The sequence below is a fragment of the Lelliottia sp. 489 genome (assembly GCF_050435885.1).
Taxonomy (GTDB): Bacteria; Pseudomonadota; Gammaproteobacteria; order Enterobacterales; family Enterobacteriaceae; genus Enterobacter; species Enterobacter nimipressuralis.
Map to the genome: position 1 here is coordinate 442,688 of NZ_JBNDLC010000003.1, position 24,979 is coordinate 467,666.

Genomic DNA, 24,979 nt, shown 5'->3' on the forward strand with positions numbered 1-24,979 from the left:
GCAGCAGAAAAGACTGCATTTGTTGGGTCCCCGATCAACCCCACTGGGCGAAATCAGGAGTACAATAGCCACATATCAGTTGTTCCACAGGAAAGTCCATGGCTGTCATTCAAGATATTATCGCTGCGCTCTGGCAACACGACTTTGCAGCGCTGGCGGACCCGCACGTTGTAGGTGTTGTTTATTTCGTTATGTTCGCCACGCTTTTTCTGGAAAACGGTCTGCTGCCGGCCTCGTTTCTTCCGGGCGACAGCCTGCTGTTATTAGCCGGGGCGTTAATCGGTAAAGGCGTTATGGACTTCGCCCCCACGATCGTGATTTTAACGTCGGCCGCCAGCCTCGGCTGCTGGTTGAGCTATGTGCAGGGCCGCTGGCTCGGCAATACGCGCGTGGTGAAAGGCTGGCTGGCGCAACTGCCCGTGAAATACCACGAGCGCGCCACCTGCATGTTTGACCGCCACGGCCTGCTGGCTCTGCTCGCCGGACGTTTTCTGGCGTTTATTCGCACCCTGCTGCCAACGATGGCCGGGATTTCTGGCCTGTCGAACCGCCGCTTCCAGTTCTTCAACTGGCTGAGCGCCCTGCTGTGGGTCGGCGTTGTGACCTCTTTGGGTTATGCCCTGAGCATGATCCCGTTTGTGAAGCACCATGAAGATCAGGTGATGACCTTCCTGATGATCCTGCCGATTTTCCTGCTGGTTGCAGGCCTCGTCGGGACGCTGTTTGTGGTGATCAAGAAGAAATGCTGTAACGTCTAATCTTGTCCGTCCTCTCCCTCCCCGGGAGAGGACGCTTTACATTCCCTGCATCGTTCTGATACGCGCCGCATCTTCCCCCGGCGTCACGCCAAAATAGCGTTTAAACTCACGGCTGAACTGCGACGCACTTTCATACCCAACGCGCATCGCCGCAGCGCTGGCTTTCATCCCGTCGTGAATCATCAGCATCCGCGCTTTGTGCAGGCGATAGCTTTTCAGGTACTGCAACGGCGACGTGCTGGTGACGGATTTAAAGTTATGGTGGAACGCCGAGACGCTCATATTGGCCTCTGACGCCAGCTCATCCACGCTCAGGTTTTCCGTGTACTGGCTCTCAATACGTTTTAATACGCGGCTGATGAGGCTGAAATGGGTCTGACGGCTCACCAGCGCCAGCAGCGCTCCGCCGCCCGGTCCCATCAGGACGTGATAGAGGATCTCGCGGATTATCTGCTTGCCAAGAATACGCGCGTCGAGCGGGCGTTCCATAACGTCCAGCAGGCGCTCAATGGCGCACAAAATCTCATCGGAGAGCGTCGCGGAGTTAATGCCGCTCGCCGCCATCGCGGGCTGGAACAGTTCGTCTTCACCGATATCCATCAGCAGTTCCTGAAGCTGGAGAATATCTACGTTGACGCGAATGCCCGCCAGCGGAACGGCCTCAGTCGCATAGGTTTCACATTCAAAGGGTAAAGGTACTGTGAGGAGTAAATATTCGTTGGTGTCGTAACGGAACACGCGCTCATTGATATAGCCAATTTTATGGCCTGAAAAGAGAAATACGATGCCGGGCTGGTACATCACCGGCGTGCGCGTGCCGGGCTGTGTGCCGTATAAAAGACGGATATCCGGCAACAGCTCAGTGAGCGTATTTTCTTTATCTTTCAGTCTGTTAATTTGCCCCGTCAATTGCAGGCAAATCTCATCGCGGTTCATTCAGGTTTACTCCCGATACGGTTTCCATTGTTGCCAGTTTGCGCACCTTTTCGCATTTTCTCCAGCCCTCTGTAGAAATGGGCAAGACAACGGCAGGAATGTGCATTGAGAGGCGTGCCTTCGATGGCCACAATGGGCACCATCAGGCAGCCATCGACGCCGCCACGTTTTTCACCCACATAAGGGAACGAGCAATGAATAATTTTAATCTGCATACCCCAACTCGCATTCTGTTTGGTAAAGACGCCATCGCCGATCTGCGCGACCAGATCCCAGCCGGGGCGCGCGTTCTGATCACTTACGGTGGTGGCAGCGTCAAAAAAACCGGCGTGCTGGACCAGGTGTACAGCGCGCTGGAAGGCGTGGACGTACGTGAATTCGGCGGCATCGAGCCAAACCCGTCCTACGAAACGCTGATGAACGCAGTTAACATCGCCCGTGAAGAGAACATCACCTTCCTGCTGGCAGTCGGCGGCGGGTCGGTTCTCGACGGCACCAAGTTCATCGCGGCTGCGGCCCATTACGCCGACGGCGTGGACCCGTGGGAAATCCTGCAAACCGGCGGCAGCAAAATCACCAGCGCCATCCCAATGGGCTCTGTACTGACTCTGCCTGCGACCGGTTCTGAATCCAACAAAGGCGCGGTCATCTCCCGTAAAACCACCGGTGACAAACAGGCCTTCATGAACGAACACGTTCAGCCTGTGTTTGCGGTACTGGACCCGGTTTACACCTACACCCTGCCGCCGCGCCAGGTGGCTAACGGCGTCGTGGATGCCTTCGTTCACACGGTTGAGCAGTACGTCACTTATCCGGTCAACGGCAAAATTCAGGATCGCTTCGCGGAAGGCATTCTGCTGACGCTGGTAGAAGACGGCCCGAAAGCGCTGCAAGAGCCAGAAAACTACGATGTGCGCGCAAACGTGATGTGGGCGGCGACTCAGGCGTTGAACGGCCTGATTGGCGCAGGCGTGCCACAGGACTGGGCGACCCACATGCTGGGCCACGAACTGACCGCGATGCACGGCCTGGATCACGCCCAGACGCTGGCGGTGGTTCTGCCTGCCCTGTGGAATGAAAAACGCGACACCAAACGTGCCAAACTGCTGCAGTATGCAGAGCGCGTATGGAACATCACTTCCGGTTCTGAAGACGAGCGTATCGACGCGGCAATCGCGGCGACGCGTAACTTCTTCGAGCAGTTGGGCGTGCCGACTCGCCTCTCCGGTTACGGCCTGGATGGCAGCTCTATCCCTGCCCTGCTGGCTAAACTCGAAGAGCACGGCATGACGCAACTGGGCGAGAATCACGACATTACGCTGGACGTCAGCCGTCGCATTTACGAAGCGGCCCGCTAAGCGTTTTTGTTCTCCCGCCTTTCGTTTTTTGACATTTCGTCCAGACTTAATGCACACCACATCACCGGGGACACCCCCGGTGATGAGCAAATGGAGGAGGAAAAATGGCAAACCAAACCGTAATTAAGCTTCAGGACGGCAACGTCATGCCCCAGCTGGGACTGGGCGTATGGAAAGCCGGTAATGACGAGGTCGTGTCCGCCATTCACAAAGCACTGGAAGTCGGCTATCGGTCTATCGATACCGCCGCCGCGTACAAAAATGAAGACGGCGTCGGCAAAGCGTTGGCCAGCGCCAGCATCCCGCGCGATGAATTATTCATCACCACTAAACTGTGGAACGACGACCAGAAACGCCCTCGCGAAGCCCTGCTGGAAAGCCTGGAAAAACTCCAGCTCGATTTCGTCGATCTCTATCTGATGCACTGGCCAGTTCCGGCAATCGATCACTACGTTGAGGCCTGGAAAGGTCTGATCGATCTGCAAAAAGAGGGGCTGGTGAAGAGTATTGGCGTCTGTAATTTCCAGATCCATCATCTGCAGCGGCTGATTGATGAAACGGGCGTCGCGCCGGTGATCAACCAGATTGAGCTGCATCCGCTCATGCAGCAGCGTCAGCTGCACTCCTGGAACGCCACGCACAAAATTCAGACCGAATCCTGGAGCCCGCTGGCTCAGGGCGGCGAAGGCGTGTTCGATCAGAAAATTATTCGCGACCTGGCCGAGAAGTACGGCAAAACCGCCGCGCAGATCGTCATTCGCTGGCATCTGGACAGCGGTCTGGTGGTGATCCCGAAATCGGTCACCCCGGCGCGTATCGCCGAGAACTTCGACGTCTGGGATTTCCGCCTGGATAAAGAGGAGTTAAGCGAGATAGCGAAGCTGGATCAGGGCAAGCGTTTAGGGCCAGATCCGGATCAGTTTGGGGGGTAATACCCTCGTTCAAAAGCCCGACAAACGTCGGGCTTTTTTATTGCCGGGCGACAGGCTTAGCGCCCTGCCACTTTCCCGCGTTTTTTGTTCGCCGCCGGCGTCTGGCGCTGATGCGCAACAGGCGTGTGTTTGGTCAGTGCCGGACGGGTATTGCGGTTCTGGCGACGCGCTTCGCGCATCTCATCGAGCGTCGGCGCGGGCACCAGGCATTCGCGGCGCGAGCCAATCAGATGCTTTTTACCCATATCTTCCAGCGCCTGACGGATCAGCGGCCAGTTGGCCGGATCGTGATAGCGCAGCAGTGCTTTATGCAGTCGACGCTGTTTGTCACCTTTCGGCACCACCACATCTTCACTCTTGTAACCAATTTTACTCAGCGGGTTCTTGCCGGTGTAATACATGGTCGTCGAGTTAGCGAGCGGCGACGGATAGAAGTTCTGCACCTGATCGAGACGGAAACGACGCTGCTTCAGCCACAGAGCCAGATTCACCATATCCTCATCGCGCGTACCAGGGTGCGCAGAGATGAAATACGGAATCAGGTACTGCTCTTTACCCGCCTGTTTGGAATAGGTGTCAAACAGCTCTTTAAAGCGATCGTAGCTGCCCATGCCCGGCTTCATCATCTTCGACAGCGGGCCTTCTTCCGTATGCTCAGGGGCGATCTTCAGATAGCCGCCAACGTGATGGGTCGCCAGCTCTTTGATGTAGCGCGGATCTTCCACGGCGATGTCGTAACGCACGCCGGAGGCGATCAGGATCTTTTTGACGCCTTTCAGATCGCGGGCGCGACGGTACAGGTTGATCGTCGGCTGGTGGTTGGTGTCCATGTGCTGACAAATATCCGGATAGACGCACGACAGACGGCGGCAGGTCTGCTCCGCGCGCGGTGATTTGCAGCGCAGCATATACATGTTGGCGGTCGGGCCGCCCAGATCGGAGATCACGCCGGTAAAGCCCGGAACCGTGTCGCGAATGGCTTCGATCTCGTTAACGATCGAATCCTCAGAGCGGCTCTGAATAATGCGCCCTTCGTGCTCGGTGATCGAACAGAACGAGCAGCCGCCGAAGCAACCGCGCATGATGTTGATCGAGAAGCGGATCATCTCGTAGGCAGGAATTCGGCTATTGCCATAGGAAGGATGCGGCACGCGTTTGTACGGCAGTGCAAACACGCTGTCCATCTCTTCGGTTGAGAGCGGAATGGCTGGCGGGTTAACCCAGATATAGCGCTCGCCGTGCTTTTGCATCAGCGCACGTGCGCAGCCTGGGTTAGTTTCATGATGCAGAATGCGTGACGCGTGCGCGTAAAGCACCTTGTCGCCTTTCACTTTTTCAAAGGACGGCAGCAGAACGTAGGTTTTTTCCCACGGTTTTGGGCGCGGCGGCTGCACGACCACGGCTTTGGCTTCGGCTTTCTTCGGTTCAACCGGTTTGTTGTCCGCACACGGCAAATCTTCGCCATACGGGTGCGGGATCGGGTCGATTTTGCCCGGCATGTCGATGATACGGGAATCCACCCCGCTCCAGCCCGGCAGCGCTTCTTTCACCATGATCGCCGTGTTACGCACGTCGCGGATGTTACCGACAGGTTCGCCCTGCGCCAGACGGTGCGCCACTTCTACCAGCGGACGCTCGCCGTTGCCGAAGATCAGCATATCGGCTTTGGAATCCACCAGCACCGAACGGCGCACAGTATCAGACCAGTAATCGTAGTGCGCGGTACGGCGCAGGCTCGCTTCGATTCCCCCCAGGATGACCGGCACATCTTTCCATGCTTCTTTGCAGCGCTGGGTATATACCAGCGTGGCGCGATCCGGACGCTTACCGGCGACGTTATCGGCGGTGTAGGCATCGTCGTGGCGCAGTTTGCGATCGGCGGTGTAGCGGTTGATCATCGAGTCCATGTTCCCGGCGGTAACGCCGAAGAACAGGTTGGGTTTGCCGAGGCTCATGAACGCGTCTTTGCTGTTCCAGTCTGGCTGGGAGATGATCCCTACGCGGAAGCCTTGCGCCTCCAGCATACGGCCACAAATGGCCATGCCGAAGCTCGGGTGATCGACGTATGCATCGCCCGTCACCAGAATAATATCGCAGCTGTCCCAGCCCAATTGGTCCATCTCTTCGCGGGACATCGGCAGGAATGGCGCCGGTCCGAAGCAGGCTGCCCAATACTGGGGCCAGGAGAAGAGGTCTCGATCCGGCTGGATCAGGGATATTGCGCTCATAATGCTTCCGAAGAAAAAATAGACAAAGGGCGGGGATTATACGCTGGATTTATACATGAAATGAAGGGGTATTATGCGGGCATTTTCGCCGCTCGCCCGGTAGCGCTGCGCTTAGCGTGCCTGGGTTCGCGGAATCTGTAAGCCGGGTAAGGCGAAGCCACCGCCCGGCCTGTAAAAGCGTGCTAGGCCAGCGGATTCACCAGCAGCTGCCCTACGGAACCGCGATCCGACATCTCCAGCGTCTGGCTGTGGAACAGGAACGGGAAGTGCGGCCACGAAGGCTGTCCGTAGTAGACCAGCAGCTCTACCTGCCCATCGACCCAGACCGTATCTTTCCAGCCGCGATCTTCCGGGAACGGCATCGCGCCGTTGACGTTACGGATCAGGAAACTCACCCCTTCGATATGGAACGCCTGCGGCATCTCTGCACGCACCGTCCAGCGCTCCCAGGTGCCCTGCTGCGCTGTAATATCGATACGATTGACGTCCCACAGCGCACCGTTGATACCCGGATCGTCGCCGAGGCTGATATCACGACTGCGCACCGGCGTCCCGCTCAGGATCTCCTCCGGCAACAAACGCATCGGCAGACTGTCCGTCACCAGCGGTAACAGACCCGTCGGACGCAGGGTCAACACCAGCGTAGACACCAGAATGCTCGACGGCTCGAAGAAGCCGCGAATACGATCCACGATGCTCGCCGCCTCGCCGCAGGTAATCGACACTTCATCCCCGTTGGTCATATCGACGAGGATTTCACGCCGTTCACCCGGCGCCAACGCCAGCTGTTTAACGGAAACTGGCGCAGGTAAAAAGCCCTGATCGCCGGAGATCACATGCAGCGCGCGACCATCGCTCATCTGCAGCTGATAGCGCCGGGAGTTGGACGCATTCAGCAGACGCAGACGGACCCAGCCGCGAGACACTTCGACATACGGGCTTTGCGCGCCGTTCACCATCAGCGTATCGCCGACAAAACCGCCGCTGCCCGGCTCGCTGTACTCCGGCGAGCCAAAGTTATCGAGGCGTTTGTCCTGAATGATGACCGGGAAATCATCGACACCGTAGTGATTCGGGATCGGCAGCGATTTACTCACGTCGTCTTCCACCAGCCACATTCCGGCCAGACCGTTGTAGACCTGCTGCGCCGTGCGGTTTGGCGTGTTCGCGTGATACCACAGGGTCGCGGCACTCTGGCGAATCGGCAGTACGGGTGCCCAGTCAGCGCTCGGCGTCATCATGCGCGCCGCGCCGCCCATCAGTGGGCCGGGGACCTGCAATCCGCTGATGGTCATGGCGACGTTTTCCGCCAGGCGGTTGCTGTAAATGAGCTTTACGTCATCCCCGCTCCAGACGCGGATCGTCGGCCCGAGATAACGGCCATTCACCCCCCAGACCGATGCGCGCGTGCCCTGGGTAAAGGACCAGTGTGTGCGCTGCATGGTGAGGAAAAGCGGTTGCCCACGACGAGATTCCAGTAACGGCGGAATGGGCAGCGGCTGTTGCTGCCCGGCGGCGTTGGCTGTCAGCGGAACCGCGCCAGCACAAAGGGCGATTCCCGAAGCCTGAATAAACTGACGCCGACTGAGTGACATATTTGCTCCATGTGAAACGACGATAAAACGCGGGAATTCATTTCCCTGAAACTCCGGTTAAATCTTGCCGGAGGCTTCTCTCTCTGCGACTTCTTTGTCGAGCACTTCGATTTGACGCGCCATTAGCTCACGGCAATGGGCAGCCAGTTCACGCACCTGGTCTTTACCGTATTTGCTGGTGTCCACGGGTGGCAGCATCTCAACAATTACCAGCCCGTTTTTCAGGCGGTTAAGGTTAATTTTATTCGAAGTATTGGAAACACACACAGGAATAATTGGCACACCTGCAGCAATTGCGGCGTGAAACGCGCCAGTTTTAAATGGCAGCAGGCCGCGACCACGGCTGCGCGTCCCTTCCGGGAACATCCAGATAGAGATTTTGCGTTTCTTAAAGTGATTGACCACTTCGGCAATGGTGCTGTGCGCTTTGGCGCGGTTATTACGATCGATCAGCAAGTTACCCGTGAGCCAGTACAGCAGGCCGAAGAACGGCACCCACAGTAGGCTCTTTTTACCCACCGTGACCGTTGGCGGCAGCACGATGTTCGCGGCGGTGACCATATCGTAGTTATTCTGATGATTACCGATATAGATGGCGTTGCCGAAATTTTCTGCGCCTTCCGGCAAGCGGGTTTCGACCTTCAGGCCATACAGCGGCGCCAGTCGACCAAACATGCGGCCAAAGGTGGAGACATGCTTCGGGTTACGCGGGCTGAACAGGCAGTAAATGCAGCCGAACACGCAGACCAGAATGCAATAGATAACGGTGAGAATTGCACGAACAATGAATAGCATAGCGACCTCAGAAGCCCTAACAGCTGACAATTATATACTCCAATGCCAGCCAGGTAAGGACTTTGTGTAAAGACAGATAATTTTAGCGAGAACCCCCTCCCGAACGGAGGGGGAGAGGCACATTACTCTTCGCTATCGCCCGATTTCGCACGCAGTGGAGAGTCAATCTCCACGCGGTCGATACGCTGCAGCCCGCGCATCAGCGAGCCGCGACGCCCGCGCTCGCCCACCACTTTCTGCAACTCTTCCGGACGCAGTTTGATCTTACGCTTGCCGACATGAATGGTCAGCGTACTTTGCGGCGGCAGAATGAAGAGGTGCGCCAGACCGTCTTCGCCTTTCGCGGCTTCCGCCGCCGGGATATTAATGATCTTGTTGCCCTTGCCTTTCGACAGCTGCGGCAGGTCGCTGACCGGGAACATCAGCATCCGTCCAGCCTGGGTGATCGCCAGCAGCATATCGCTGTCGTTCTCAATCACCAGCGGCGGCATAACGTGGGCGTTATCCGGCAGGCTGATCATCGCTTTACCCGCGCGGTTACGGGCAATCAGATCGTTGAAGGTACAGATGAAACCGTAGCCGGCGTCGGAGGCCATCAGCAGTTTCTGCTCTTCGCCTTCCATCAGCATATGGTCAACGGTCGCACCCGGTGGCAGCGTCAGCTTGCCGGTGATCGGCTCGCCCTGCCCGCGCGCCGACGGCAACGTGATCGGGTCGATGGCGTAGCTGCGCCCGGTGGAATCAAGGAACACCACCGGCTGGTTACTCTTGCCTTTCACCGCCGATTTGAAGCTATCGCCGGATTTGTAGCTCAGCCCCGGCGCGTCGATATCGTGGCCTTTCGCGCTACGCACCCAGCCGCTCTGGGACAGCACGATAGTCACCGGCTCAGACGGCTGCATGTCGTGCTCGTTCATCGCTTTCGCTTCTTCGCGCTCCTGCAGCGGTGAACGACGGTCGTCGCCGAAGGCTTCCGCATCCGCCTGCAGCTCTTTCTTCAGCAAATTGCTCATCTTGCGTTCGGACGCCAGAATCGCCTGCAGCTGATCGCGCTCTTTCGCCAGCTCGCTCTGTTCGCCGCGAATTTTCACCTCTTCCAGTTTGGCGAGGTGGCGCAATTTCAGTTCGAGAATGGCTTCAGCCTGGGTTTCGCTAATGCCAAAACGCGACATCAGCGCGGGCTTCGGCTCGTCCTCGGTGCGGATGATCTCAATCACTTCATCGATATTGAGGAACGCCACCAGCAAACCTTCAAGGATATGCAGGCGCTTAAGGACTTTTTCCAGACGATAGTTCAGACGACGGCGCACCGTATCGCGACGGAACGCCAGCCACTCAGTCAGGATCTCCAGCAGGTTTTTCACCGACGGACGACCATCCAGACCGATCATGTTCAGGTTGATGCGGTAGCTTTTTTCCAGATCGGTAGTGGCGAACAGGTGGTTCATCACCTGGTCCATATCGACGCGGTTAGAGCGTGGGACAATCACCAGACGCGTCGGATTTTCGTGGTCCGATTCGTCGCGCAGGTCATCGACCATCGGCAGCTTTTTATTGCGCATCTGGGCGGCGATCTGCTCCAGCACTTTCGCGCCGGACACCTGGTGCGGCAGCGCGGTAATGACCACGGCGCCGTCTTCTTTATTCCACACCGCGCGCATGCGCACAGATCCGCGACCGTTCTGGTAGATTTTGCGGATTTCAGCGCGGGAGGTGATGATCTCCGCTTCGGTCGGATAGTCCGGCCCTTGCACGATATCCAGCAGTTCATCCAGCGTGGTTTTCGGCTGTTCAATCAGGGTAATGGCGGCTTTCGCCACTTCACGCAGGTTGTGCGGCGGAATATCCGTCGCCATGCCAACCGCGATGCCGGTGGTGCCGTTCAGCAGGATATTCGGCAGACGGGCAGGCAGCATTTTCGGCTCCTGCATCGTGCCGTCGAAGTTTGGCACCCAGTCCACCGTGCCCTGGCCGAGTTCGCCGAGCAGCAGTTCTGCATATTTTGATAAGCGCGATTCGGTGTAACGCATCGCGGCGAAGGATTTCGGATCGTCCGGTGCCCCCCAGTTTCCCTGGCCATCGACCAGCGGATAACGGTAGGAGAACGGCTGCGCCATCAACACCATCGCTTCGTAACAGGCGCTGTCGCCGTGCGGATGGTATTTACCCAGCACGTCACCCACGGTACGGGCGGATTTTTTGAATTTGGCGCTGGCGTTCAGGCCCAGCTCAGACATCGCGTAAACGATGCGACGCTGAACGGGTTTCAGGCCATCGCCGATAAACGGCAGTGCCCTGTCCATGATGACGTACATGGAATAGTTCAGATAGGCGTTTTCAGTGAATTCATGTAGCGCGAGGCGCTCTGCCATATCGCTCATTAAATGTCATTCCTCAACTCAGAAACCTGTGGGTTTCAGGCAATATTGCCGCAGATACTACCCTATCTGACGAGTTGAGTCACAAAGAAAAAGGGCCGCAGAATCGGCCCTTTTCGTCATTATTTGTTCAGTTTGATAACTTGTTTGACGTCGATTTCAAACTCATTCCACTCTTTATCGACCTTACCCTGAATCTCGACCTGATCCTGCGGGGTGATGGTCTGCCCGTTCCAGCGTTTGTGGTCAATTTCCACATTTACCGTACCGGTGGTGTCGCGGAACAGGTAGCGGTCGTCGGACAGGCGCTCGGTAATGTTACCGCGCAGTTTGACCCAGCTGTCGTCCTTCTGATCTTTGACTTTGGCCGCGGTGGTCAGGTTAGCGTTATTGTCCACAAATCCGCCCTGCTGGGTTTGGGTTTGCGCAGGCGTTGCAGATGGACCGTTAAAGCCGCCTTCTGCAGCAAATACCGGAGCCGTGGTCATCATCATGATTGCCGTAATAGCTGCGAATTTTTTCATCGTTATCTCTCCCTTTAATGTTGTTTAGAACGCCATTAAACAGGGTAAACCTTAACAACTTCTTAAGGGGAAAATTTAAATTTTTTTGCTGTACAGCATGATGTCACAGGGGGTTTACTGCACATAAACCGCAGCATCAAGGAGGGGAACATGCGCATCTTACTGGTAGAAGACGACAGGCTGATTGGCGACGGCATCAAAGCGGGCTTAAGCAAAATGGGCTTTAGCGTTGACTGGTTTACCGACGGCAGCACAGGCAAGGCCGCGCTCTATACCGCCCCTTTCGATGCGGTGGTACTCGACCTGACGCTACCTGGCATGGACGGCCTCGACATCCTGCGCGACTGGCGCGAAAACGGACGCAGCGAGCCGGTGCTGATCCTCACCGCGCGCGATGCCCTCGATCAGCGCGTCGAAGGTCTGCGTCTCGGCGCGGACGACTATCTGTGCAAACCCTTTGCCCTGGTCGAAGTGGCGGCGCGGCTTGAAGCACTGCTGCGCCGCAGCCACGGCAAATCCCGCAGCGAACTGCGCCACGGCAACGTGACGCTGGACCCCACAAGCCTGGTCGCTACGCTTAACGCCGAAACGCTGGCCCTTAAACCGAAAGAGTTCGCCCTTCTGGAGCTGCTGATGCGTAACGCCGGGCGCGTGCTGCCGCGCAAGCTTATCGAAGAAAAGCTCTATACCTGGGACGACGACGTCTCCAGCAACGCCGTCGAAGTCCACGTTCACCATTTACGCCGCAAGCTCGGCAGCCATTTTATCCGCACCGTTCACGGCATCGGCTATACCCTGGGTGACGCATGAAACTGACACAACGCTTAAGCCTGAAACTGCGCCTGACGCTACTTTTTCTCGTGCTGTCCCTCGGCGCATGGCTGGCGGCAAGCGTGGTGGCCTGGCAGCAGACCACCCACAAGCTCGATAAACTGTTCGATACCCAGCAGATGCTGTTTGCCAAACGGCTGATGACCATGGATCTCGACGAGCTTAACGCGCCGGTGCGAATGAGCGACGTGCCCAAAAAAGCCAAACACGGCCATCTTGATGACGACGCGCTGGCGTTTGCCATCTACGCCAGCGACGGGAAAATGCTGCTGAACGACGGCGAAAATGGCCGGGATATTCCTTATCACTACCGTCGCGACGGTTTTACCGACGGGCAGCTGAAGGATGACAACGACGCGTGGCGTTTCCTGTGGCTGACCGCGCCGAACGGGAAATACCGGATTGTCGTCGGGCAAGAGTGGGAGTATCGCCAGGAGATGGCGCTGGATATTGTCACTTCGCAGCTGACCCCCTGGCTGGTGGCGCTGCCGCTGATGCTGCTTTTGCTGATTGTTCTACTCGCGCGCGAACTGCGCCCTCTGAAAAACCTCGCCCTGACCTTGCGCCGTCGTTCGCCCGACGCCACCGACCGGCTGGCAACCGATGGGCTGCCGACGGAGGTGCGCCCGCTGCTCGACGCCCTGAACCATCTTTTTGCCCGCACGCAGGAGATGATGACCCGAGAGCGGCGCTTTACCTCCGATGCCGCCCACGAACTGCGCAGCCCGCTCACCGCTCTGAAGGTGCAAACCGAAGTGGCGCAACTGTCGCTGGACGATCCCGAGGCGCAGGCGAAAGCGCTCAACCAGCTTCACGCAGGCATCGACCGTGCCTCGCGGCTGGTGGATCAGCTCCTCACACTGTCGCGCCTCGACTCACTGGAAAACCTCGATGATGTCCAGACGATCGCGATGGCCGATTTGCTGCAATCGGCGGTGATGGACAGTTACCATTCGGCGCTGCAGGCGGGCATCGAATTGCGCCTCAACATTCACGCGCCTCAGGTGGCGCGCGCCGGCCAGCCGCTACTGCTGAGCCTGCTGGTGCGCAATCTGCTGGATAACGCCGTACGCTACAGCCCGCGTGGAAGCGTGGTCGATGTCACGCTGGATGCGCAGAGTTTTACCGTGCGCGACAACGGGCCGGGGATTTCACCGGACGCTCTGGCGCGCATCGGCGAGCGTTTTTATCGTCCTCCGGGCCAGGAGCAGACCGGCAGCGGGCTGGGATTATCCATCGTCAAACGCATTGCGACGCTGCACGGCATGCGGGTAACGCTCGCCAACGCGCGCGAAGGCGGGTTTGAAGTGACAATAGGCTGGTAGTTGGATTATTGCGCTATAAGCAAAAGACTTTGCACATTTTGCTCATTTTTCCGCACCGTTATTACGGGTAACATGACTGCCAAACTTGCCAGTCTGAGGACAAATTATGAGCAACATTCTGATTATCAACGGTGCGAAAAAATTCGCCCACTCTAACGGCCAACTGAATGACACCCTGACCGAGGTCGCGGATGGTTTCCTGCGCGACGCCGGGCATGATGTTAAAGTGGTTCGCGCCGACAGCGATTACGACGTCAAAACCGAAGTGCAGAATTTCCTGTGGGCCGACGTGATTGTCTGGCAGATGCCAGGCTGGTGGATGGGCGCGCCGTGGACCGTCAAAAAGTACATGGACGATGTCTTCACCGAAGGTCACGGTTCCCTGTACGCCAGCGATGGCCGTACCCGCTCCGACGCCTCTAAAAAATACGGTTCCGGTGGTCTGCTGCATGGTAAAAAATACATGCTGTCCCTGACCTGGAACGCGCCGCTGGATGCCTTCACCGATGAAGATCAGTTCTTCCACGGCGTTGGCGTGGACGGGGCTTACCTGCCGTTCCATAAAGCCAACCAGTTCCTGGCGCTGGAGCCACTGCCGACCTTTATCGTCAACGACGTGATTAAAATGCCGGACGTGCCGCGCTATATCGCAGAATATCGCAAGCATCTGGCTGAGATTTTTGCTTAACTGGTTATTCAATTAAGACCCAATTAATTCGAGTTGCAGCCAACGCAGCTGCAACTTGAAGTATGCCGGGTAGAGAAGGAGTTAACCATGCTTACCGTTATTGCTGAAATTCGCACTCGTCCAGGTCAACATCACCGTCAGGCGGTGCTGGATGAATTCGTGAAAATTATCCCGACCGTTCTGAAAGAAGAAGGCTGCCACGGCTACGCGCCGATGGTGGACGCTGCCGCAGGCGTAAGCTTCCAGACCACCGCGCCCGATTCGATCATCATGGTTGAACTGTGGGAAACCGTGGCACACCTGGAAGCGCATCTGCAAACCGCGCACATGAAAGCGTGGAGCGAAGCGGTGAAAGGGAACGTTCTGGAAACGCATATCCGTATTCTGGAGCAAGGGGTTTAAGTTTTTGTATTTTGCCGGGCGACACCGCGTTTACCCGGCATTCAAAACCTGAGCCAGAGGCCCGGTAAGCTTAGCGCCACCGGGCTTTTTTATTACCAGTACAACTTCCAGCTCTGAGTAAAACGCACCAGCGCCTCCACGTAGAAGTAATCCCCCCAGCTCGCGCACTCATCCACGCCTTTATTGCTCGCCAGATGGTAAACCGAGTGCTTCAGCAGCCCGTTACCCTTCTCGTCTTTACCCATCAGATAGTGACGGGTCAACGATGACATCATCCCTTTCGCCCACTCCAGATAGCGCTCGCGATCCGGGTCCGTCACCGGCAGGTGCTTCACCAGCTCAAGCAGGCCACACACCGCAATCGCCGCCGACGATGAATCGCGCAGGGCATCAGTGCCCACCAGCGCCAGATCCCAGTGACAAACGTAATCCTCCGGCAGGCGGTTCAGGAAATAGTTCGCCAGCCGTTTCGACAGGGCGATCATCGTCTCGTCGCCGGTATAGATGTAGCTCAGCAGGAAACCGTAAATGCCCCACGCCTGGCCGCGCGACCAGCAGGAGTCATCCGCGTAGCCCTGCTGCGTATTGCCGTAGCGCGGCGCACCGGTTTTGACGTCCATGTAATAGGTGTGGAACGTCGACGCGTCCTCACGGATCAGGTAGGTCGCCGCCTGCATCACGTGCGCTTTCGCCGCGTCGGCAAAGCGCGGATCGCCGGTCTGCTCCGTCGCCCAGTAGAGCAACGGCAGGTTCATGTTGCAGTCGATGATCATTCGTCCGGCCTGCTCCGGGTCGGACAGATCGCCCCACGCCTGGATGATCTTCGCCTTCTCGTGGAAGCGCTCAAGCAGCGCTTCGGCGGCCAGCAGCGAGAAACCACGCGCCTCGCGATTGCCCGTCAGACGCCAGGCCGCCACGCACGACAGGGTATAGAGGAAGCCTAAATCGTGGGTATTGGTATCATTTCGCCCGGCGATGCGCAGGCCAAACGAGCGGACGTTTTTCTCGGCCAGCGCACGGAATTTCTCGTCACCGCTCATCTCCCACGCCAGCCAAAGCTGCCCGGTCCAGAAACTGGTGGTCCACTCCACGTTTTCCGTCAGGGGATAAAAGCCCTCTACACAGGTTTCAGCCGGGAATTTTTCACCGAACTCCGTTAAATGACGGCTAATCAGTTCGAGGACGTGATTCCGCGCCGAGCTTAATTCATCACTGAACACGCGCGCATCAACGGGTGCAGGAATATCGGACAGGCGTTCCTCTGCGATACGATTTAACATATTTCGGTTCCTTCTTTGACAGCAAAAATTAGCGTGATGGATTTTGTTCTGCGATGTTGATGGCCTGCGCGCCGCGCCATTTGCTCTGGCAGGCGGATAAGGTAAAGGCAGAAATAAGGGTAAATGTCAGCGCCGTGGCACCCATGATGATATAAGTCTGCTCAAAGCCGATACGGTCATACATATATCCGGCAGGCGATGACACCACCACGTTTCCGACATACAGCATCGCCTGATAGCCTAATAAATACATGGTGGCGTTGACGCGTTTGTCGAAATGCTCGGCGATATATTTAAATACCGATACCAGCAGCAGACAGATTTCCAGACCGTATAACGGTTTCAGAATCGAAATTAACAGGTGGGAATCGCACATGCCGGAAATAATCAGGCGCGCGCCCACTACTAATCCCACAATTAATAATCCGCGTTTGGCACCAATAAAGTTGACGAACAGCGGGATCACCATATACATCAGGAATTCCATCCCCGACTGTACCGTGCCCAGATAGCCAAAGACCGCGTTGCCCTGATGCACATCGTCGAAGAAGGTGACGAAGTAGCGCGAGAACTGCTGCTCAGCAATAAACATCATCCACGCCACGCCAGCCACATACAGGCAGAAGGCCCAAAACTTGCGGTTACGCAGCAGCGCGTAGACGTCCGACGGCGCGATTTTCTCTTTGGTCAGCACCTCCCCGGCATGAACGGAGTTAGTGTTCACTTTCAGGTTTAGCAGGACAATCAGCATGATGACCGACGCGACGCTGCCCATAATAAAGTTATACGCCGGAGAGAGGTTAAACAGCAGGCCGGAGAAGGATGATGCCACCGCCCAGCCGAGGGAACCCCACATACGAATCTGACCAAACTCCATGCCGTTCAACCGGCTAAAGCGATCGGAATAGGATTCGCACGCCGCCACGCCCGCATACCAGGCAAAGCTTAAATAGAGCGCACCGATAATAATCCCGAGCAGTGTGTTGGACATCAATAGCGGCTGATAGACGTAAATAAAGAACGGCGCCATCAGGGCCGACATGGCCACCACAAAATAGAGCAGATATTTGCTCATCCCGATTTTATCGAGAATATAGCCGTAAATAGGTTTAAGAATAACGGAGAAGACACCGTTAACCGCAAATACCGTACCAATCACCGAACCGCTCAGGTTCGCTTTTTGGCCGAGCCAGATGGCCAGCAGGCCAATACTGGCCGACCAGGTAAAGAAATAGAGAAAAATAAAGGTACTGATTTTGTAATATTCGGTTTTATTCGTTGAGCTGATTTTCATAGAATCCTCGCCAACAGGTAGGGTCCAGAGTGTTTATATAAAGAACGACAACTGACGTTCGCTGCCCGGTTCGTGAATCACGACCTGGTTATTGTTTATTTTCAGCTGCGGCGTGACCGCGTAGTTTTTCTGCTCTCCGGAAGCGGTGACAGCGCAGCAGAGCCAGCTTTCCCCGACCGGGAGTTGTGTGGCAAGCACAGGAATCGATGCGCATTGCGCAAACATCACGCTGCTGTTCGGCGGCGTAACGATGCTGTCGGGCTGGCGCGAAAGATCGGGCGACAGATCGACAATCACGCTGCTGCCATTTTCCGCATTCAGAACACAGCCGCGCGCCTGCAGGCGATGCGCCGTTTTGATCACAGCAAAGCCCCCTTCCACCGTCTGCAAGGTGCGCGCGCTATTGATGCGATGCAGACGCAGATGCCACTCGCCGAACGGCACCAGCCAGGTGTCGATCTGCACGTCGTGCCACGGCGACCAGCGCGAGAAAATGAAGTTCTCATCAACGCGCACCGCGTCGCAGTCGCGCCGACCACGGAAATAGTTATCGCCATCACTGAGCAGCAGCATCGAGTCGCAGGCCGCGTGTTTAATGCCGTAGCGTCCGCGCTCAATGGTGAAACCAAAGCGGCTGGAGTAGGCAAATTTGGTGTACTTCGCCTCGGTGTTGACGTAATTGTTCAGCTCCAGCTGTCCGGCGGTGAGCAGGGTCGCGTGCTGTGAATTGTCGGCGTGGATCAGGATCTGCTGCGCGTTGGGGATAACGTGTTTTTCAGCGCGTTCCGGCAACGGTTGTTCCTGTGCCTGCCAGAACGGATGATCTTCACCCAGCGCAAGGATCAGGTAGGTTTTCAGCGCCCAGTACGGCGATCCCGGCGAGTTGTAATCCTCGCACATCGCCAGATTGGGATAGGCAAAACCGAGCGTCAGAATGCCGTCGCGATCGAGGATCGGCTGCTGCTGCCACCAGCGCAGATGACGCAGAATGATCCCTTTCACAATGCCCGGTGTGAACACATCCAGTTCAGAAAACGCCACCGCGCTCCAGAACGCGACCATTGCAAAACGGTAGGTCAGGCTGCGGCCAAAGGGGATCGATGCCCCGTCGGCTGCGGACATAAAGATAAAATCGTCGGCAAACTGGCGGGCGCGATCGCGCAGCACTGCGGCCCGCGCCTCGTCGCCGCTCAGGGTGGCGTAGATCAGGCCATAGAAGTGGAACGCCATCGAGATGTAATAGTCTTTCGGGCGGCCCACGCCATCGGAATACCAGCCTTCGCCGAGGTAGTAAGCGTCCATCAGCGCAAAGCGACGATCGATGGCAGACTGGTTGAACGGCAGTCCAGCGCGTTTAAAACCAAGCTGGACCATAATGGCAAAATAGTTCCAGTTGCTGTCCGGCATCTGAGCATCGGTGATCTGATTCAGCCAGGCGTGCAGGTTCTGCACCTCCCGCTCGCTGAAGAGATCCGTGAGCCGGTTTTGCAACAGCGCAAGCCCAAGGCCATAGGCCGCCATCTCCACCAGACGCTGATCGTAAGGCGCGGTTTCGCCCCAGTAACCGGCGCTTTGCGGGTCCGTCCCCTGTTTAATCGCAGTGATGTATTTCTCGCTGTAAGGCGTGCGCTCGCCGGAAGCCAGCAGCGGAAACAGCCCCCACAGGGCACGCGACAGCCCTTCCATTTCAGCAATATCCGTCGCGTAGTGCGCGCAGGTATCACCCAGAGAAATGTGTGAACTGCCCGGCGCAAACTGCTTGTCCAGCGAGCCTAACAGGGTATTTAGCTCCGCCACCACATCCTGACGGGAAGACAACGGATTTGATGTTTCTTTCTTTGCCGCCCACATACGCTCGTCCTCGTAATCATCTGCGGCAAAGAATAGTGAATGCATAACCCTCAGAAATGTTAGCCGTGTCACAGGGAAGAGAGATGAATAAACCTGAAGTTGAGAAAATTTAAAAAGGTGGTTTATAACGAGAAAGAGACGGGCAAAAGTTGAGTTTTATTGCACTATGCGCGACACGCCAAAATCCGACCATCTGGAGCTGATCGCCCTGAATGACACCATCGTGTCGTTCAGCCGCCTGTTCGCCAATACGGTGCGCTACCACCACTGGCATCAGTGTCTGGAAATTCTCTATGTCGAAGAGGGATTTGGCGTGGCGATTGTCGATAACCGCCACTACACCATGCGCCCCGGACGGCTGTTTTTATTCCCGCCGTTCACCCTGCATAAGGTGATGGTAGATGAACAGGCCGAAGCGATTTATCGCCGCACCATTATTCATCTCGATCATCACGCCGTACTGAAAGTGCTGCGCGATTTTCCCCAGGCGCAGCAGCGGCTGCAAAAACTGTCACGACGCGGCGGGCCGGCCTGGGTCGCTGATGTTGCTCACTGTCAGGTGCACATCCATCACCTGCTGAGCTGCTACCAGCCGCCGATGAACAGTGAAAGCATCGCCAGCCTGCTGATTGCGCTGTTTGCCATGCTGCCGGACGACAGCGACGGCGCGCCCGGCAGCAGCCACGGGATCGCCAGCCAGGTGATGTTCTGGCTGGATGAGAACTATCAGGTTAAATTTAGCCTTGATGCGCTGGCGGCGGAACTGGGTAAATCCCGCAGCTACGTTTCCCGCAAATTCCATCTGGAAACGGGCGAGAAAATTCATGATTACCTGAACACGCTGCGGCTGCGAAAAGCCTGTGAATGCCTGTTACACAGCGAAGAGAGCGTGCGGGATATCGGTGCGCGGGTCGGGTTTTCTGACGTGACCTATTTTATCAGCGCCTTCAGGAAGGGCATCGGCGAGACGCCCCTTCAGTACCGGAAAAATCATTCGGGCCGTTGAGCGGTATTTTGCCCGGCAGCTTCACGCGCTTTTCTTACCCGGCTTTAATCCACGGTGAAATTCATTGATACGCTTCATGGACTTAATCGTGCGCTGCGGCGCGGTGGAGGCCACCGACAGCACAATCATCTCCAGACACAGCATCACCGTACCATGCAGCGGGATTTTGCCTTTCTCATTGCCGCGCGGAACGTGGATCACCACGCTCGCCTCTTTGCTGAAACGCGAATCGACGGCGTTGGTGAGCAGGATGGTTGGGATCCCCAGACGCCGCGCTTCACGAAGGGTCGTCTGCCCTTCCCGGTGCGCGGATTTTTGCGCCATCATCACTAGCACATCCCCGCGCTGGAGTTCGATCAGCTGCTCGGCAAGGTTAATTCCGGTGCGGTTCAGTGCCGTCGCCGGCAGGCCAATGCGGCTGAACAGTCGCGCGGTATATTCCGCCAGAATTCCCGACGCGCCGATGCCAAAAATCGCCACCTGCCGCGCTTCGCCCAGCAACGCCACCGCCTGCGCCAGGGCGTAGCGGTTGGTCGGTTCAGACAGCACTTCGCAGGTGTGCTGATGCCCTTCGAGGACGAAATCGATGCTGGAATTGACGTCGCTGGTCAGCGCTTTCACCGTGGTGGTGATCTTTTCGCTGGAGCTGAGCGTGGGGCCAAACCAGTGCTCAAGTGTCTGTTTGAGGTCGCGTAAACCGGCAAAGCCCAGCGCCTGAATCGCCCGCACCACGGTGGCGTCAGAGGTTTTCAGCAGCGCGGCAATTTCCATCGCCGTCTGCTCCATCACCGCTTCGCGATTGTCGTTGATGTAGCTGGCCACCAGCAGCAGACGCGGCGTCAGCTGATGCCCGCGAGCACGAAAACGCTCGCCGTAGAGATCGACCCGCGATTTGTCTTTTCTGATCATTTCGCCTCCGGCAGCGGACGCCCGGCGATTTGTGACTGCACCTGCGCCGCCATTAATCCCAGCGAGGCAAAGGAGTTGGAGATTGCCTCCTCGCGTGAGATCAGCACGTAATGCCCGGTGCGACAGGCATTGAGGAACTGACACCAGCCGGGCATCACCGCCTCCATCGCTGCCAGCTCATCCTGCGGTTTACCGCCCGAATCGCCGCGCCAGGTGGCGAAGACGAAATCCGCATCCAGCTCCGGCAGACGCTCAGCGCTGACGTCGATACGCCCGCCTTCAGGAATCGCGTCGATAAGTTTCGGGAAGGTGAATCCGGCATCACGCAGCACGCGCCCTAAAGAGTGATAGCTGTGCATCACGGTGATTTTGCCCTGATTAGCCTGAATCACCGCGACGCTGATTTTGTGCGTATCAATCGTCGCTTTTAGCGCCTTGATCTGCTCCTGATAGCGACGTTCAAGAATTTTCAGCCGCGCCTGCGTGCCGGTTAACTGCGCCAGCTTGCGGTAGATTTCCGGCGCCCCGCCGTCGAGGTGATCGATGCTCACCGTTGGCGCGATTTTCTCCAGCATCGCGACAGGCGTATTGCGGGTTGGCTCGGTGATGATCAGATCCGGCCTGGCGGCGGCGATGGCTTCAATATCGATATCCGCAGTGCCGATAAACTGAATCGCAGAGTTATCAAAATCCACGCCCGTCAGCAGCCCGCCGGAGCGAATAAAATGGCTTCCGTCCGGGCGCGTACGTCCGTGGCTCGCCACCGGCGGCACGCCGAGTTCAATCAGCGGAATGGTGATGTCGAGATCGTGCAGCGAGACGATGCGTTTCGGGTGCAGCGGCACCGTGACCGTGCGCCCCAGATCGTCGGTAAAGATCTGAACAGGTTCAGCGGCGCTTGCGGAAAAGCCCGCCAGCAGCAGCAACATTAACACTACGCGCATAACATTCCCCTTTTAAAACCGGTCCCGGCGCGCCCAGAGCAGCACCAGGAAAAACGGCCCGCCAATCAGCGAGATAACAATGCCCGCAGGCAGTTGCAGCGGCAGAAACGCCAGCCGCCCGACATTATCTGCCAGCAGAACCAGCAGCGCGCCCAGCGCCGCACTGCCCACAAGCAACGTGGTCTGGCCGCCGCGCAGCAGAAAACGCGCCATGTGCGGCGCAATCAAACCGACAAATCCAATGCTCCCGACGCATGACACACAGGCGGCCGTCAGCAGCACCGGGGCCAGCACGCGAATCAGCGCCAGACGTGAGGTGCGCACGCCCAGCCCGGTGGCCGTCTGGTTACCGAGCAGCGCGACATCTGCCGCGCGGGCCGTTAACAGCAGCAGCGCAAACCCGGGCAGCGCCCAGCCTGCCGCCACGCTCACCAGCGGCCAGCTGGCGGCATGCAGGCTGCCAGCCAGCCACAGCAGCGCGGTCTGCACGTCGCGCACGTCTGCCGTTGTCATAAAGACGCCCATTCCGGCGGCGAAGGTCCAGGAGACGCCGATGCCAATCAGGATAAAACGCGGACGAGAAATATCGCGGGCGAGCACCACCACCAGCAGCGCCGTCATCAAGCCGCCCGCCATCCCCACGACCGGACGCCAGAACACTGACATCGCCGGGAATTGGAAAATCAGCAGCAGTACCGCCACGCTACACCCCTCTTTCACGCCGATCAGCCCCGGATCGGCCAGACCGTTGCGGGTGATGGACTGCATCGCTGCGCCCGCCATGCCCAGCATCGCCCCGCAGAGCACTGCCATCAGCAGGCGCGGCAGACGGATATCCTGCACGATGTAGCGCGCGTCGGGGCTAAGAGCGTCAGGAGAAAACAGCGCGCGCGCCACGTCTGAGGTGGGAACCGGAAGTGTGCCGTGGGTCAGGCCCATGACCAGCAGCGCGGAGATCAACGCGGTTAAAACGGCTAACCATGCCAGCGCTTTGGGGCGGATAAGGGTTGAAAATCGGCCCCAACGCAGCGGGCGTAATTCGGCGCGCAGCACAGCCCGGCTCATCGGAACATCCTCGCGGCAATCAGAATAAACACGGGCGCGCCCACCAGCGCGGTCATCACGCCGGTCGCCAGTTCGTGGGGCATAAACAGGGTGCGCGCGGCAATATCTGCCAGCAGTAACACCAGCGCGCCGCAGCAGGCCGAGAGCGGCACCATGACGCGCAAATCCACCGACACCAGACGGCGAATCAGCTGCGGAACGACGAGGCCGATAAACCCAATTGGCCCGGCGATCGACACGGCGGCACCGCACAATAAAGCGATAGCGATCAGCGCGAGTATCCGCGTGCGGATAAGGGACACGCCTAGCCCCTGCGCCATGCGATCGCCCAGCGCCAGCATGTTCAGGGAAGGTGAAATGGCTATGGAAAGGGCCAATCCGCCCGCCGCGACCCAGGCGGCGTTTTGCGTGGCCGCCCAGCTTAAGCCTGCCAGATCGCCCGCCAGCCAAGTGCGCATCGCCAGCAGGGTTTGTTCATCAAGGATCAGCACCGCTGCGGTGATGGATGAGGCGAACGCCGACAGCGCTACGCCGCAGAGCGTCACTTTCATCGGCGTTAGGCCAGTGCGACCGGCAGACGACAGCGCGAGCACCAGCAGGAACAGGAGTGCCGCGCCCGCCGCCGCAATCAGCGGCCGCCCAAACGGCAGCGCCAGCCCGAGGGCGCTGGTTAAAACCACTGCCAGTGCGGCTCCGGCGTTTAGCCCCAGAATATGCGGTTCACCCAATGGATTGCGGATCACCGCCTGCAGCAGTACACCCGCCACGCCGAGCGCAGCGCCGGTAGTAAGCGCTGCCGCCAGACGCAGCAGGCGCAGATTAATGATCACATTGTGATCGAAGTTGTGCGGGTCAAACGCCAGAAACGCCTGCACCACGGTCTGCGGGGCGATAAACCGCGCGCCGAGGCCCAGATGGACAATCGCGCTCATAAGCAGCAGCGCCAAAAACAGAGCAGAAGCCAGTCCTGTGCGCATCATGCTTTTTCGCTACCGCGACGAAACGGGATAAAGAACGGTTTGCCGGTCATCGGGTTGATCGACATTTGCACATCGACATCAAACACCGTTTTGATGAGTTCCGGCGTGCAGACGTCGTCCTCATGAAGCACGCCCTGCACTTTGCCTTCGCGTAAGAAGACCAGCGTATCGCCGTAGTTCACCGCAAAGTTCAGATCGTGGAGGACTACCACCACCGTCCGGCCGTGGTGACGGGTGAGATCGTGCAGGAGTTCGAGGATCTCCACCTGATAGCGCAGATCGAGAAAAGTCGTCGGCTCGTCCAGCAGAATCACTGGCGTTTGCTGCGCCAGCGCCATAGCGATCCAGCAGCGCTGGCGCTGACCGCCCGAGAGACTCTCGACAGGCAGATGGGCGAAGGCTTGCGTGCCGGTCAGACGCAGCGCCTCTTCCACGGCCTGTTCGTCGGCATCGGTCCACTGGCGCATAAAATTCTGCCAGGGAAAACGCCCGCGCGAGATCAGCTCAAATACCGTCAGCCCTTCCGGCAGCAAAGGCGATTGCGGCAGAATGCCCAGTTCGCGTGAAACTGCTTTGGTTGGCTGATCGTGCAGGACTTTACCGTCGAGCAGCACCGCGCCGCCCATCGGCTGCAACAGACGCGCCATCGTACTAAGAAGCGTCGATTTCCCGCAGCCGTTCGCCCCGACCAGCACGGTCATTTTTTCAGAAGGGATAGTGAGGGAAATATCATCGATGATGATTTTTTTCTGATAGCCAGCAGAGAGGTTTTCGACAACCAACCCCTGCTTTGTCGCGTTATGAGCCACGTGTGCGCCAACTTAATCAAATAACAAATAAATAAAAATAAATCTCATTCTCTTTTGTGAGTTTGCCGCTGCGCCATGTAGTAGTCAAGGG

At 57.6% G+C, this 24,979-nt stretch carries 23 protein-coding genes; 8 read left to right on the forward strand and 15 right to left on the reverse strand.

Annotated elements, in window-relative coordinates; all coding sequences use genetic code 11:
• The first annotated feature begins 98 nt into the window (after nt 1-98).
• Complete coding sequence (gene yghB, locus ABIE11_RS13310; protein WP_100778921.1) at nt 99-758, forward strand: DedA family general envelope maintenance protein YghB; 660 nt, start codon at nt 99-101, stop codon at nt 756-758.
• Between the two features lie 36 nt (nt 759-794).
• Here the strand turns inward: yghB and ABIE11_RS13315 are convergent, their stop codons facing one another.
• Together ABIE11_RS13315 and ABIE11_RS13320 are read right to left on the reverse strand one after the other, a co-directional pair.
• Complete coding sequence (locus ABIE11_RS13315) at nt 795-1,694, reverse strand: AraC family transcriptional regulator (protein ID WP_100778920.1); 900 nt, start codon at nt 1,692-1,694, stop codon at nt 795-797.
• The gene (locus ABIE11_RS13320; protein ID WP_102104772.1) at nt 1,691-1,909 is read right to left on the reverse strand and encodes a hypothetical protein; all 219 of its coding nucleotides are present in this window, start codon (nt 1,907-1,909) and stop codon (nt 1,691-1,693) included. Before ABIE11_RS13320 ends, ABIE11_RS13315 begins: the two co-directional genes overlap by 4 nt.
• On the opposite strand from ABIE11_RS13320, the gene yqhD reads away from it, so the two are divergent.
• Nucleotides 1,889-3,052, forward strand: a complete 1,164-nt coding sequence (yqhD, locus tag ABIE11_RS13325; RefSeq protein WP_100778918.1) for an alcohol dehydrogenase — start codon at nt 1,889-1,891, stop codon at nt 3,050-3,052. The genes ABIE11_RS13320 and yqhD overlap by 21 nt on opposite strands.
• A 104-nt stretch (nt 3,053-3,156) precedes the next feature.
• Entirely contained in the window at nt 3,157-3,984 is an 828-nt protein-coding gene (gene dkgA / locus ABIE11_RS13330) for a 2,5-didehydrogluconate reductase DkgA (protein WP_100778917.1), read from the forward strand.
• A gap of 56 nt (nt 3,985-4,040) precedes the next feature.
• On the opposite strand, the gene ABIE11_RS13335 is transcribed toward dkgA, so the two are convergent.
• The 5 genes from ABIE11_RS13335 to ABIE11_RS13355 form a co-directional block, all read right to left on the reverse strand.
• A complete protein-coding gene (locus ABIE11_RS13335) occupies nt 4,041-6,212 on the reverse strand; it encodes a YgiQ family radical SAM protein (RefSeq protein ID WP_102104773.1) in 2,172 nt (723 codons plus the stop codon).
• Between the two features lie 182 nt (nt 6,213-6,394).
• Nucleotides 6,395-7,807, reverse strand: coding sequence for a cell division protein FtsP (gene ftsP, locus ABIE11_RS13340; RefSeq protein WP_123428434.1), 1,413 nt, complete (start codon nt 7,805-7,807; stop codon nt 6,395-6,397).
• Nucleotides 7,808-7,864: 57 nt separating this feature from the next.
• Nucleotides 7,865-8,602: a 1-acylglycerol-3-phosphate O-acyltransferase gene (gene plsC / locus ABIE11_RS13345; protein WP_100778914.1), complete on the reverse strand. Its 738-nt coding sequence runs from the start codon at nt 8,600-8,602 to the stop codon at nt 7,865-7,867.
• Between the two features lie 122 nt (nt 8,603-8,724).
• Nucleotides 8,725-10,983 carry a DNA topoisomerase IV subunit A gene (gene parC / locus ABIE11_RS13350; RefSeq protein WP_100778913.1) on the reverse strand — a complete coding sequence of 753 codons (2,259 nt, stop codon included), beginning with the start codon at nt 10,981-10,983 and terminating at the stop codon, nt 8,725-8,727.
• A gap of 119 nt (nt 10,984-11,102) precedes the next feature.
• A complete protein-coding gene (locus tag ABIE11_RS13355) occupies nt 11,103-11,504 on the reverse strand; it encodes a YgiW/YdeI family stress tolerance OB fold protein (protein ID WP_100778912.1) in 402 nt (133 codons plus the stop codon).
• Between the two features lie 150 nt (nt 11,505-11,654).
• Between ABIE11_RS13355 and qseB the strand changes: the two genes are divergently transcribed.
• The 4 genes from qseB (at nt 11,655) to ABIE11_RS13375 (ending at nt 14,750) form a co-directional block, all read left to right on the forward strand.
• Nucleotides 11,655-12,314, forward strand: coding sequence for a quorum sensing response regulator transcription factor QseB (gene qseB / locus ABIE11_RS13360; RefSeq protein WP_429184669.1), 660 nt, complete (start codon nt 11,655-11,657; stop codon nt 12,312-12,314).
• Nucleotides 12,311-13,660, forward strand: a complete 1,350-nt coding sequence (gene qseC, locus ABIE11_RS13365) for a quorum sensing histidine kinase QseC (RefSeq protein WP_429184670.1) — start codon at nt 12,311-12,313, stop codon at nt 13,658-13,660. Before qseB ends, qseC begins: the two co-directional genes overlap by 4 nt.
• Before the next feature lie 106 nt (nt 13,661-13,766).
• Nucleotides 13,767-14,348: an NAD(P)H-dependent oxidoreductase gene (locus ABIE11_RS13370; protein ID WP_100778909.1), complete on the forward strand. Its 582-nt coding sequence runs from the start codon at nt 13,767-13,769 to the stop codon at nt 14,346-14,348.
• An 87-nt stretch (nt 14,349-14,435) separates the two neighbouring features.
• Entirely contained in the window at nt 14,436-14,750 is a 315-nt protein-coding gene (locus tag ABIE11_RS13375) for a putative quinol monooxygenase (protein WP_100778908.1), read from the forward strand.
• Between the two features lie 92 nt (nt 14,751-14,842).
• On the opposite strand, the gene ABIE11_RS13380 is transcribed toward ABIE11_RS13375, so the two are convergent.
• The 3 genes from ABIE11_RS13380 to ABIE11_RS13390 are packed head-to-tail and all read right to left on the reverse strand — an operon-like array spanning nt 14,843 to nt 19,175.
• Nucleotides 14,843-16,030, reverse strand: a complete 1,188-nt coding sequence (locus tag ABIE11_RS13380; protein WP_371973251.1) for a glycoside hydrolase family 88 protein — start codon at nt 16,028-16,030, stop codon at nt 14,843-14,845.
• A 28-nt stretch (nt 16,031-16,058) separates the two neighbouring features.
• Nucleotides 16,059-17,324, reverse strand: a complete 1,266-nt coding sequence (locus ABIE11_RS13385; protein ID WP_100778906.1) for an oligosaccharide MFS transporter — start codon at nt 17,322-17,324, stop codon at nt 16,059-16,061.
• A 33-nt stretch (nt 17,325-17,357) separates the two neighbouring features.
• Nucleotides 17,358-19,175, reverse strand: coding sequence for a DUF2264 domain-containing protein (locus ABIE11_RS13390; RefSeq protein WP_429184716.1), 1,818 nt, complete (start codon nt 19,173-19,175; stop codon nt 17,358-17,360).
• A 166-nt stretch (nt 19,176-19,341) separates the two neighbouring features.
• Between ABIE11_RS13390 and ABIE11_RS13395 the strand changes: the two genes are divergently transcribed.
• Nucleotides 19,342-20,181: an AraC family transcriptional regulator gene (locus tag ABIE11_RS13395; RefSeq protein ID WP_429184671.1), complete on the forward strand. Its 840-nt coding sequence runs from the start codon at nt 19,342-19,344 to the stop codon at nt 20,179-20,181.
• A 21-nt stretch (nt 20,182-20,202) separates the two neighbouring features.
• Here ABIE11_RS13395 and ABIE11_RS13400 read toward each other — a convergent pair whose 3' ends face one another.
• Genes ABIE11_RS13400 through ABIE11_RS13420 form a run of 5 tightly spaced genes read right to left on the reverse strand, consistent with a single transcriptional unit; the run spans nt 20,203 to nt 24,888 of the window.
• The gene (locus ABIE11_RS13400) at nt 20,203-21,090 is read right to left on the reverse strand and encodes a MurR/RpiR family transcriptional regulator (protein ID WP_429184672.1); all 888 of its coding nucleotides are present in this window, start codon (nt 21,088-21,090) and stop codon (nt 20,203-20,205) included.
• On the reverse strand, nt 21,087-22,034 hold the full coding sequence (locus tag ABIE11_RS13405) for an iron-siderophore ABC transporter substrate-binding protein (protein WP_429184673.1): 948 nt from the start codon (nt 22,032-22,034) through the stop codon (nt 21,087-21,089). The genes ABIE11_RS13400 and ABIE11_RS13405 overlap by 4 nt, the downstream gene beginning before the upstream one ends.
• Nucleotides 22,035-22,046: 12 nt before the next feature.
• A complete protein-coding gene (locus tag ABIE11_RS13410) occupies nt 22,047-23,099 on the reverse strand; it encodes a FecCD family ABC transporter permease (RefSeq protein WP_429184674.1) in 1,053 nt (350 codons plus the stop codon).
• The gene (locus ABIE11_RS13415; protein ID WP_429184675.1) at nt 23,096-24,079 is read right to left on the reverse strand and encodes a FecCD family ABC transporter permease; all 984 of its coding nucleotides are present in this window, start codon (nt 24,077-24,079) and stop codon (nt 23,096-23,098) included. Before ABIE11_RS13415 ends, ABIE11_RS13410 begins: the two co-directional genes overlap by 4 nt.
• Nucleotides 24,076-24,888 carry an ABC transporter ATP-binding protein gene (locus ABIE11_RS13420; RefSeq protein WP_429184676.1) on the reverse strand — a complete coding sequence of 271 codons (813 nt, stop codon included), beginning with the start codon at nt 24,886-24,888 and terminating at the stop codon, nt 24,076-24,078. The genes ABIE11_RS13415 and ABIE11_RS13420 overlap by 4 nt, the downstream gene beginning before the upstream one ends.
• Nucleotides 24,889-24,979 lie beyond the last annotated feature (91 nt).

Bases quoted from the DNA above. Each gene is read 5' to 3' on its own strand.
- ABIE11_RS13355 (WP_100778912.1), bottom strand. From the start codon at position 11,504: ATGAAAAAATTCGCAGCTATTACGGCAATCATGATGATGACCACGGCT.
- qseB (WP_429184669.1), top strand. From the start codon at position 11,655: ATGCGCATCTTACTGGTAGAAGACGACAGGCTGATTGGCGACGGCATC.
- yghB (WP_100778921.1), top strand. From the start codon at position 99: ATGGCTGTCATTCAAGATATTATCGCTGCGCTCTGGCAACACGACTTT.
- ABIE11_RS13380 (WP_371973251.1), bottom strand. From the start codon at position 16,030: ATGTTAAATCGTATCGCAGAGGAACGCCTGTCCGATATTCCTGCACCC.
- qseC (WP_429184670.1), top strand. From the start codon at position 12,311: ATGAAACTGACACAACGCTTAAGCCTGAAACTGCGCCTGACGCTACTT.
- parC (WP_100778913.1), bottom strand. From the start codon at position 10,983: ATGAGCGATATGGCAGAGCGCCTCGCGCTACATGAATTCACTGAAAAC.
- yqhD (WP_100778918.1), top strand. From the start codon at position 1,889: ATGAATAATTTTAATCTGCATACCCCAACTCGCATTCTGTTTGGTAAA.
- ABIE11_RS13370 (WP_100778909.1), top strand. From the start codon at position 13,767: ATGAGCAACATTCTGATTATCAACGGTGCGAAAAAATTCGCCCACTCT.
- ABIE11_RS13320 (WP_102104772.1), bottom strand. From the start codon at position 1,909: ATGCAGATTAAAATTATTCATTGCTCGTTCCCTTATGTGGGTGAAAAA.
- ABIE11_RS13405 (WP_429184673.1), bottom strand. From the start codon at position 22,034: ATGCGCGTAGTGTTAATGTTGCTGCTGCTGGCGGGCTTTTCCGCAAGC.
- ABIE11_RS13315 (WP_100778920.1), bottom strand. From the start codon at position 1,694: ATGAACCGCGATGAGATTTGCCTGCAATTGACGGGGCAAATTAACAGA.
- ftsP (WP_123428434.1), bottom strand. From the start codon at position 7,807: ATGTCACTCAGTCGGCGTCAGTTTATTCAGGCTTCGGGAATCGCCCTT.
- plsC (WP_100778914.1), bottom strand. From the start codon at position 8,602: ATGCTATTCATTGTTCGTGCAATTCTCACCGTTATCTATTGCATTCTG.
- ABIE11_RS13410 (WP_429184674.1), bottom strand. From the start codon at position 23,099: ATGAGCCGGGCTGTGCTGCGCGCCGAATTACGCCCGCTGCGTTGGGGC.
- ABIE11_RS13385 (WP_100778906.1), bottom strand. From the start codon at position 17,324: ATGAAAATCAGCTCAACGAATAAAACCGAATATTACAAAATCAGTACC.
- ABIE11_RS13400 (WP_429184672.1), bottom strand. From the start codon at position 21,090: ATGATCAGAAAAGACAAATCGCGGGTCGATCTCTACGGCGAGCGTTTT.
- dkgA (WP_100778917.1), top strand. From the start codon at position 3,157: ATGGCAAACCAAACCGTAATTAAGCTTCAGGACGGCAACGTCATGCCC.
- ABIE11_RS13375 (WP_100778908.1), top strand. From the start codon at position 14,436: ATGCTTACCGTTATTGCTGAAATTCGCACTCGTCCAGGTCAACATCAC.
- ABIE11_RS13415 (WP_429184675.1), bottom strand. From the start codon at position 24,079: ATGATGCGCACAGGACTGGCTTCTGCTCTGTTTTTGGCGCTGCTGCTT.
- ABIE11_RS13390 (WP_429184716.1), bottom strand. From the start codon at position 19,175: ATGTGGGCGGCAAAGAAAGAAACATCAAATCCGTTGTCTTCCCGTCAG.
- ABIE11_RS13335 (WP_102104773.1), bottom strand. From the start codon at position 6,212: ATGAGCGCAATATCCCTGATCCAGCCGGATCGAGACCTCTTCTCCTGG.
- ABIE11_RS13395 (WP_429184671.1), top strand. From the start codon at position 19,342: ATGCGCGACACGCCAAAATCCGACCATCTGGAGCTGATCGCCCTGAAT.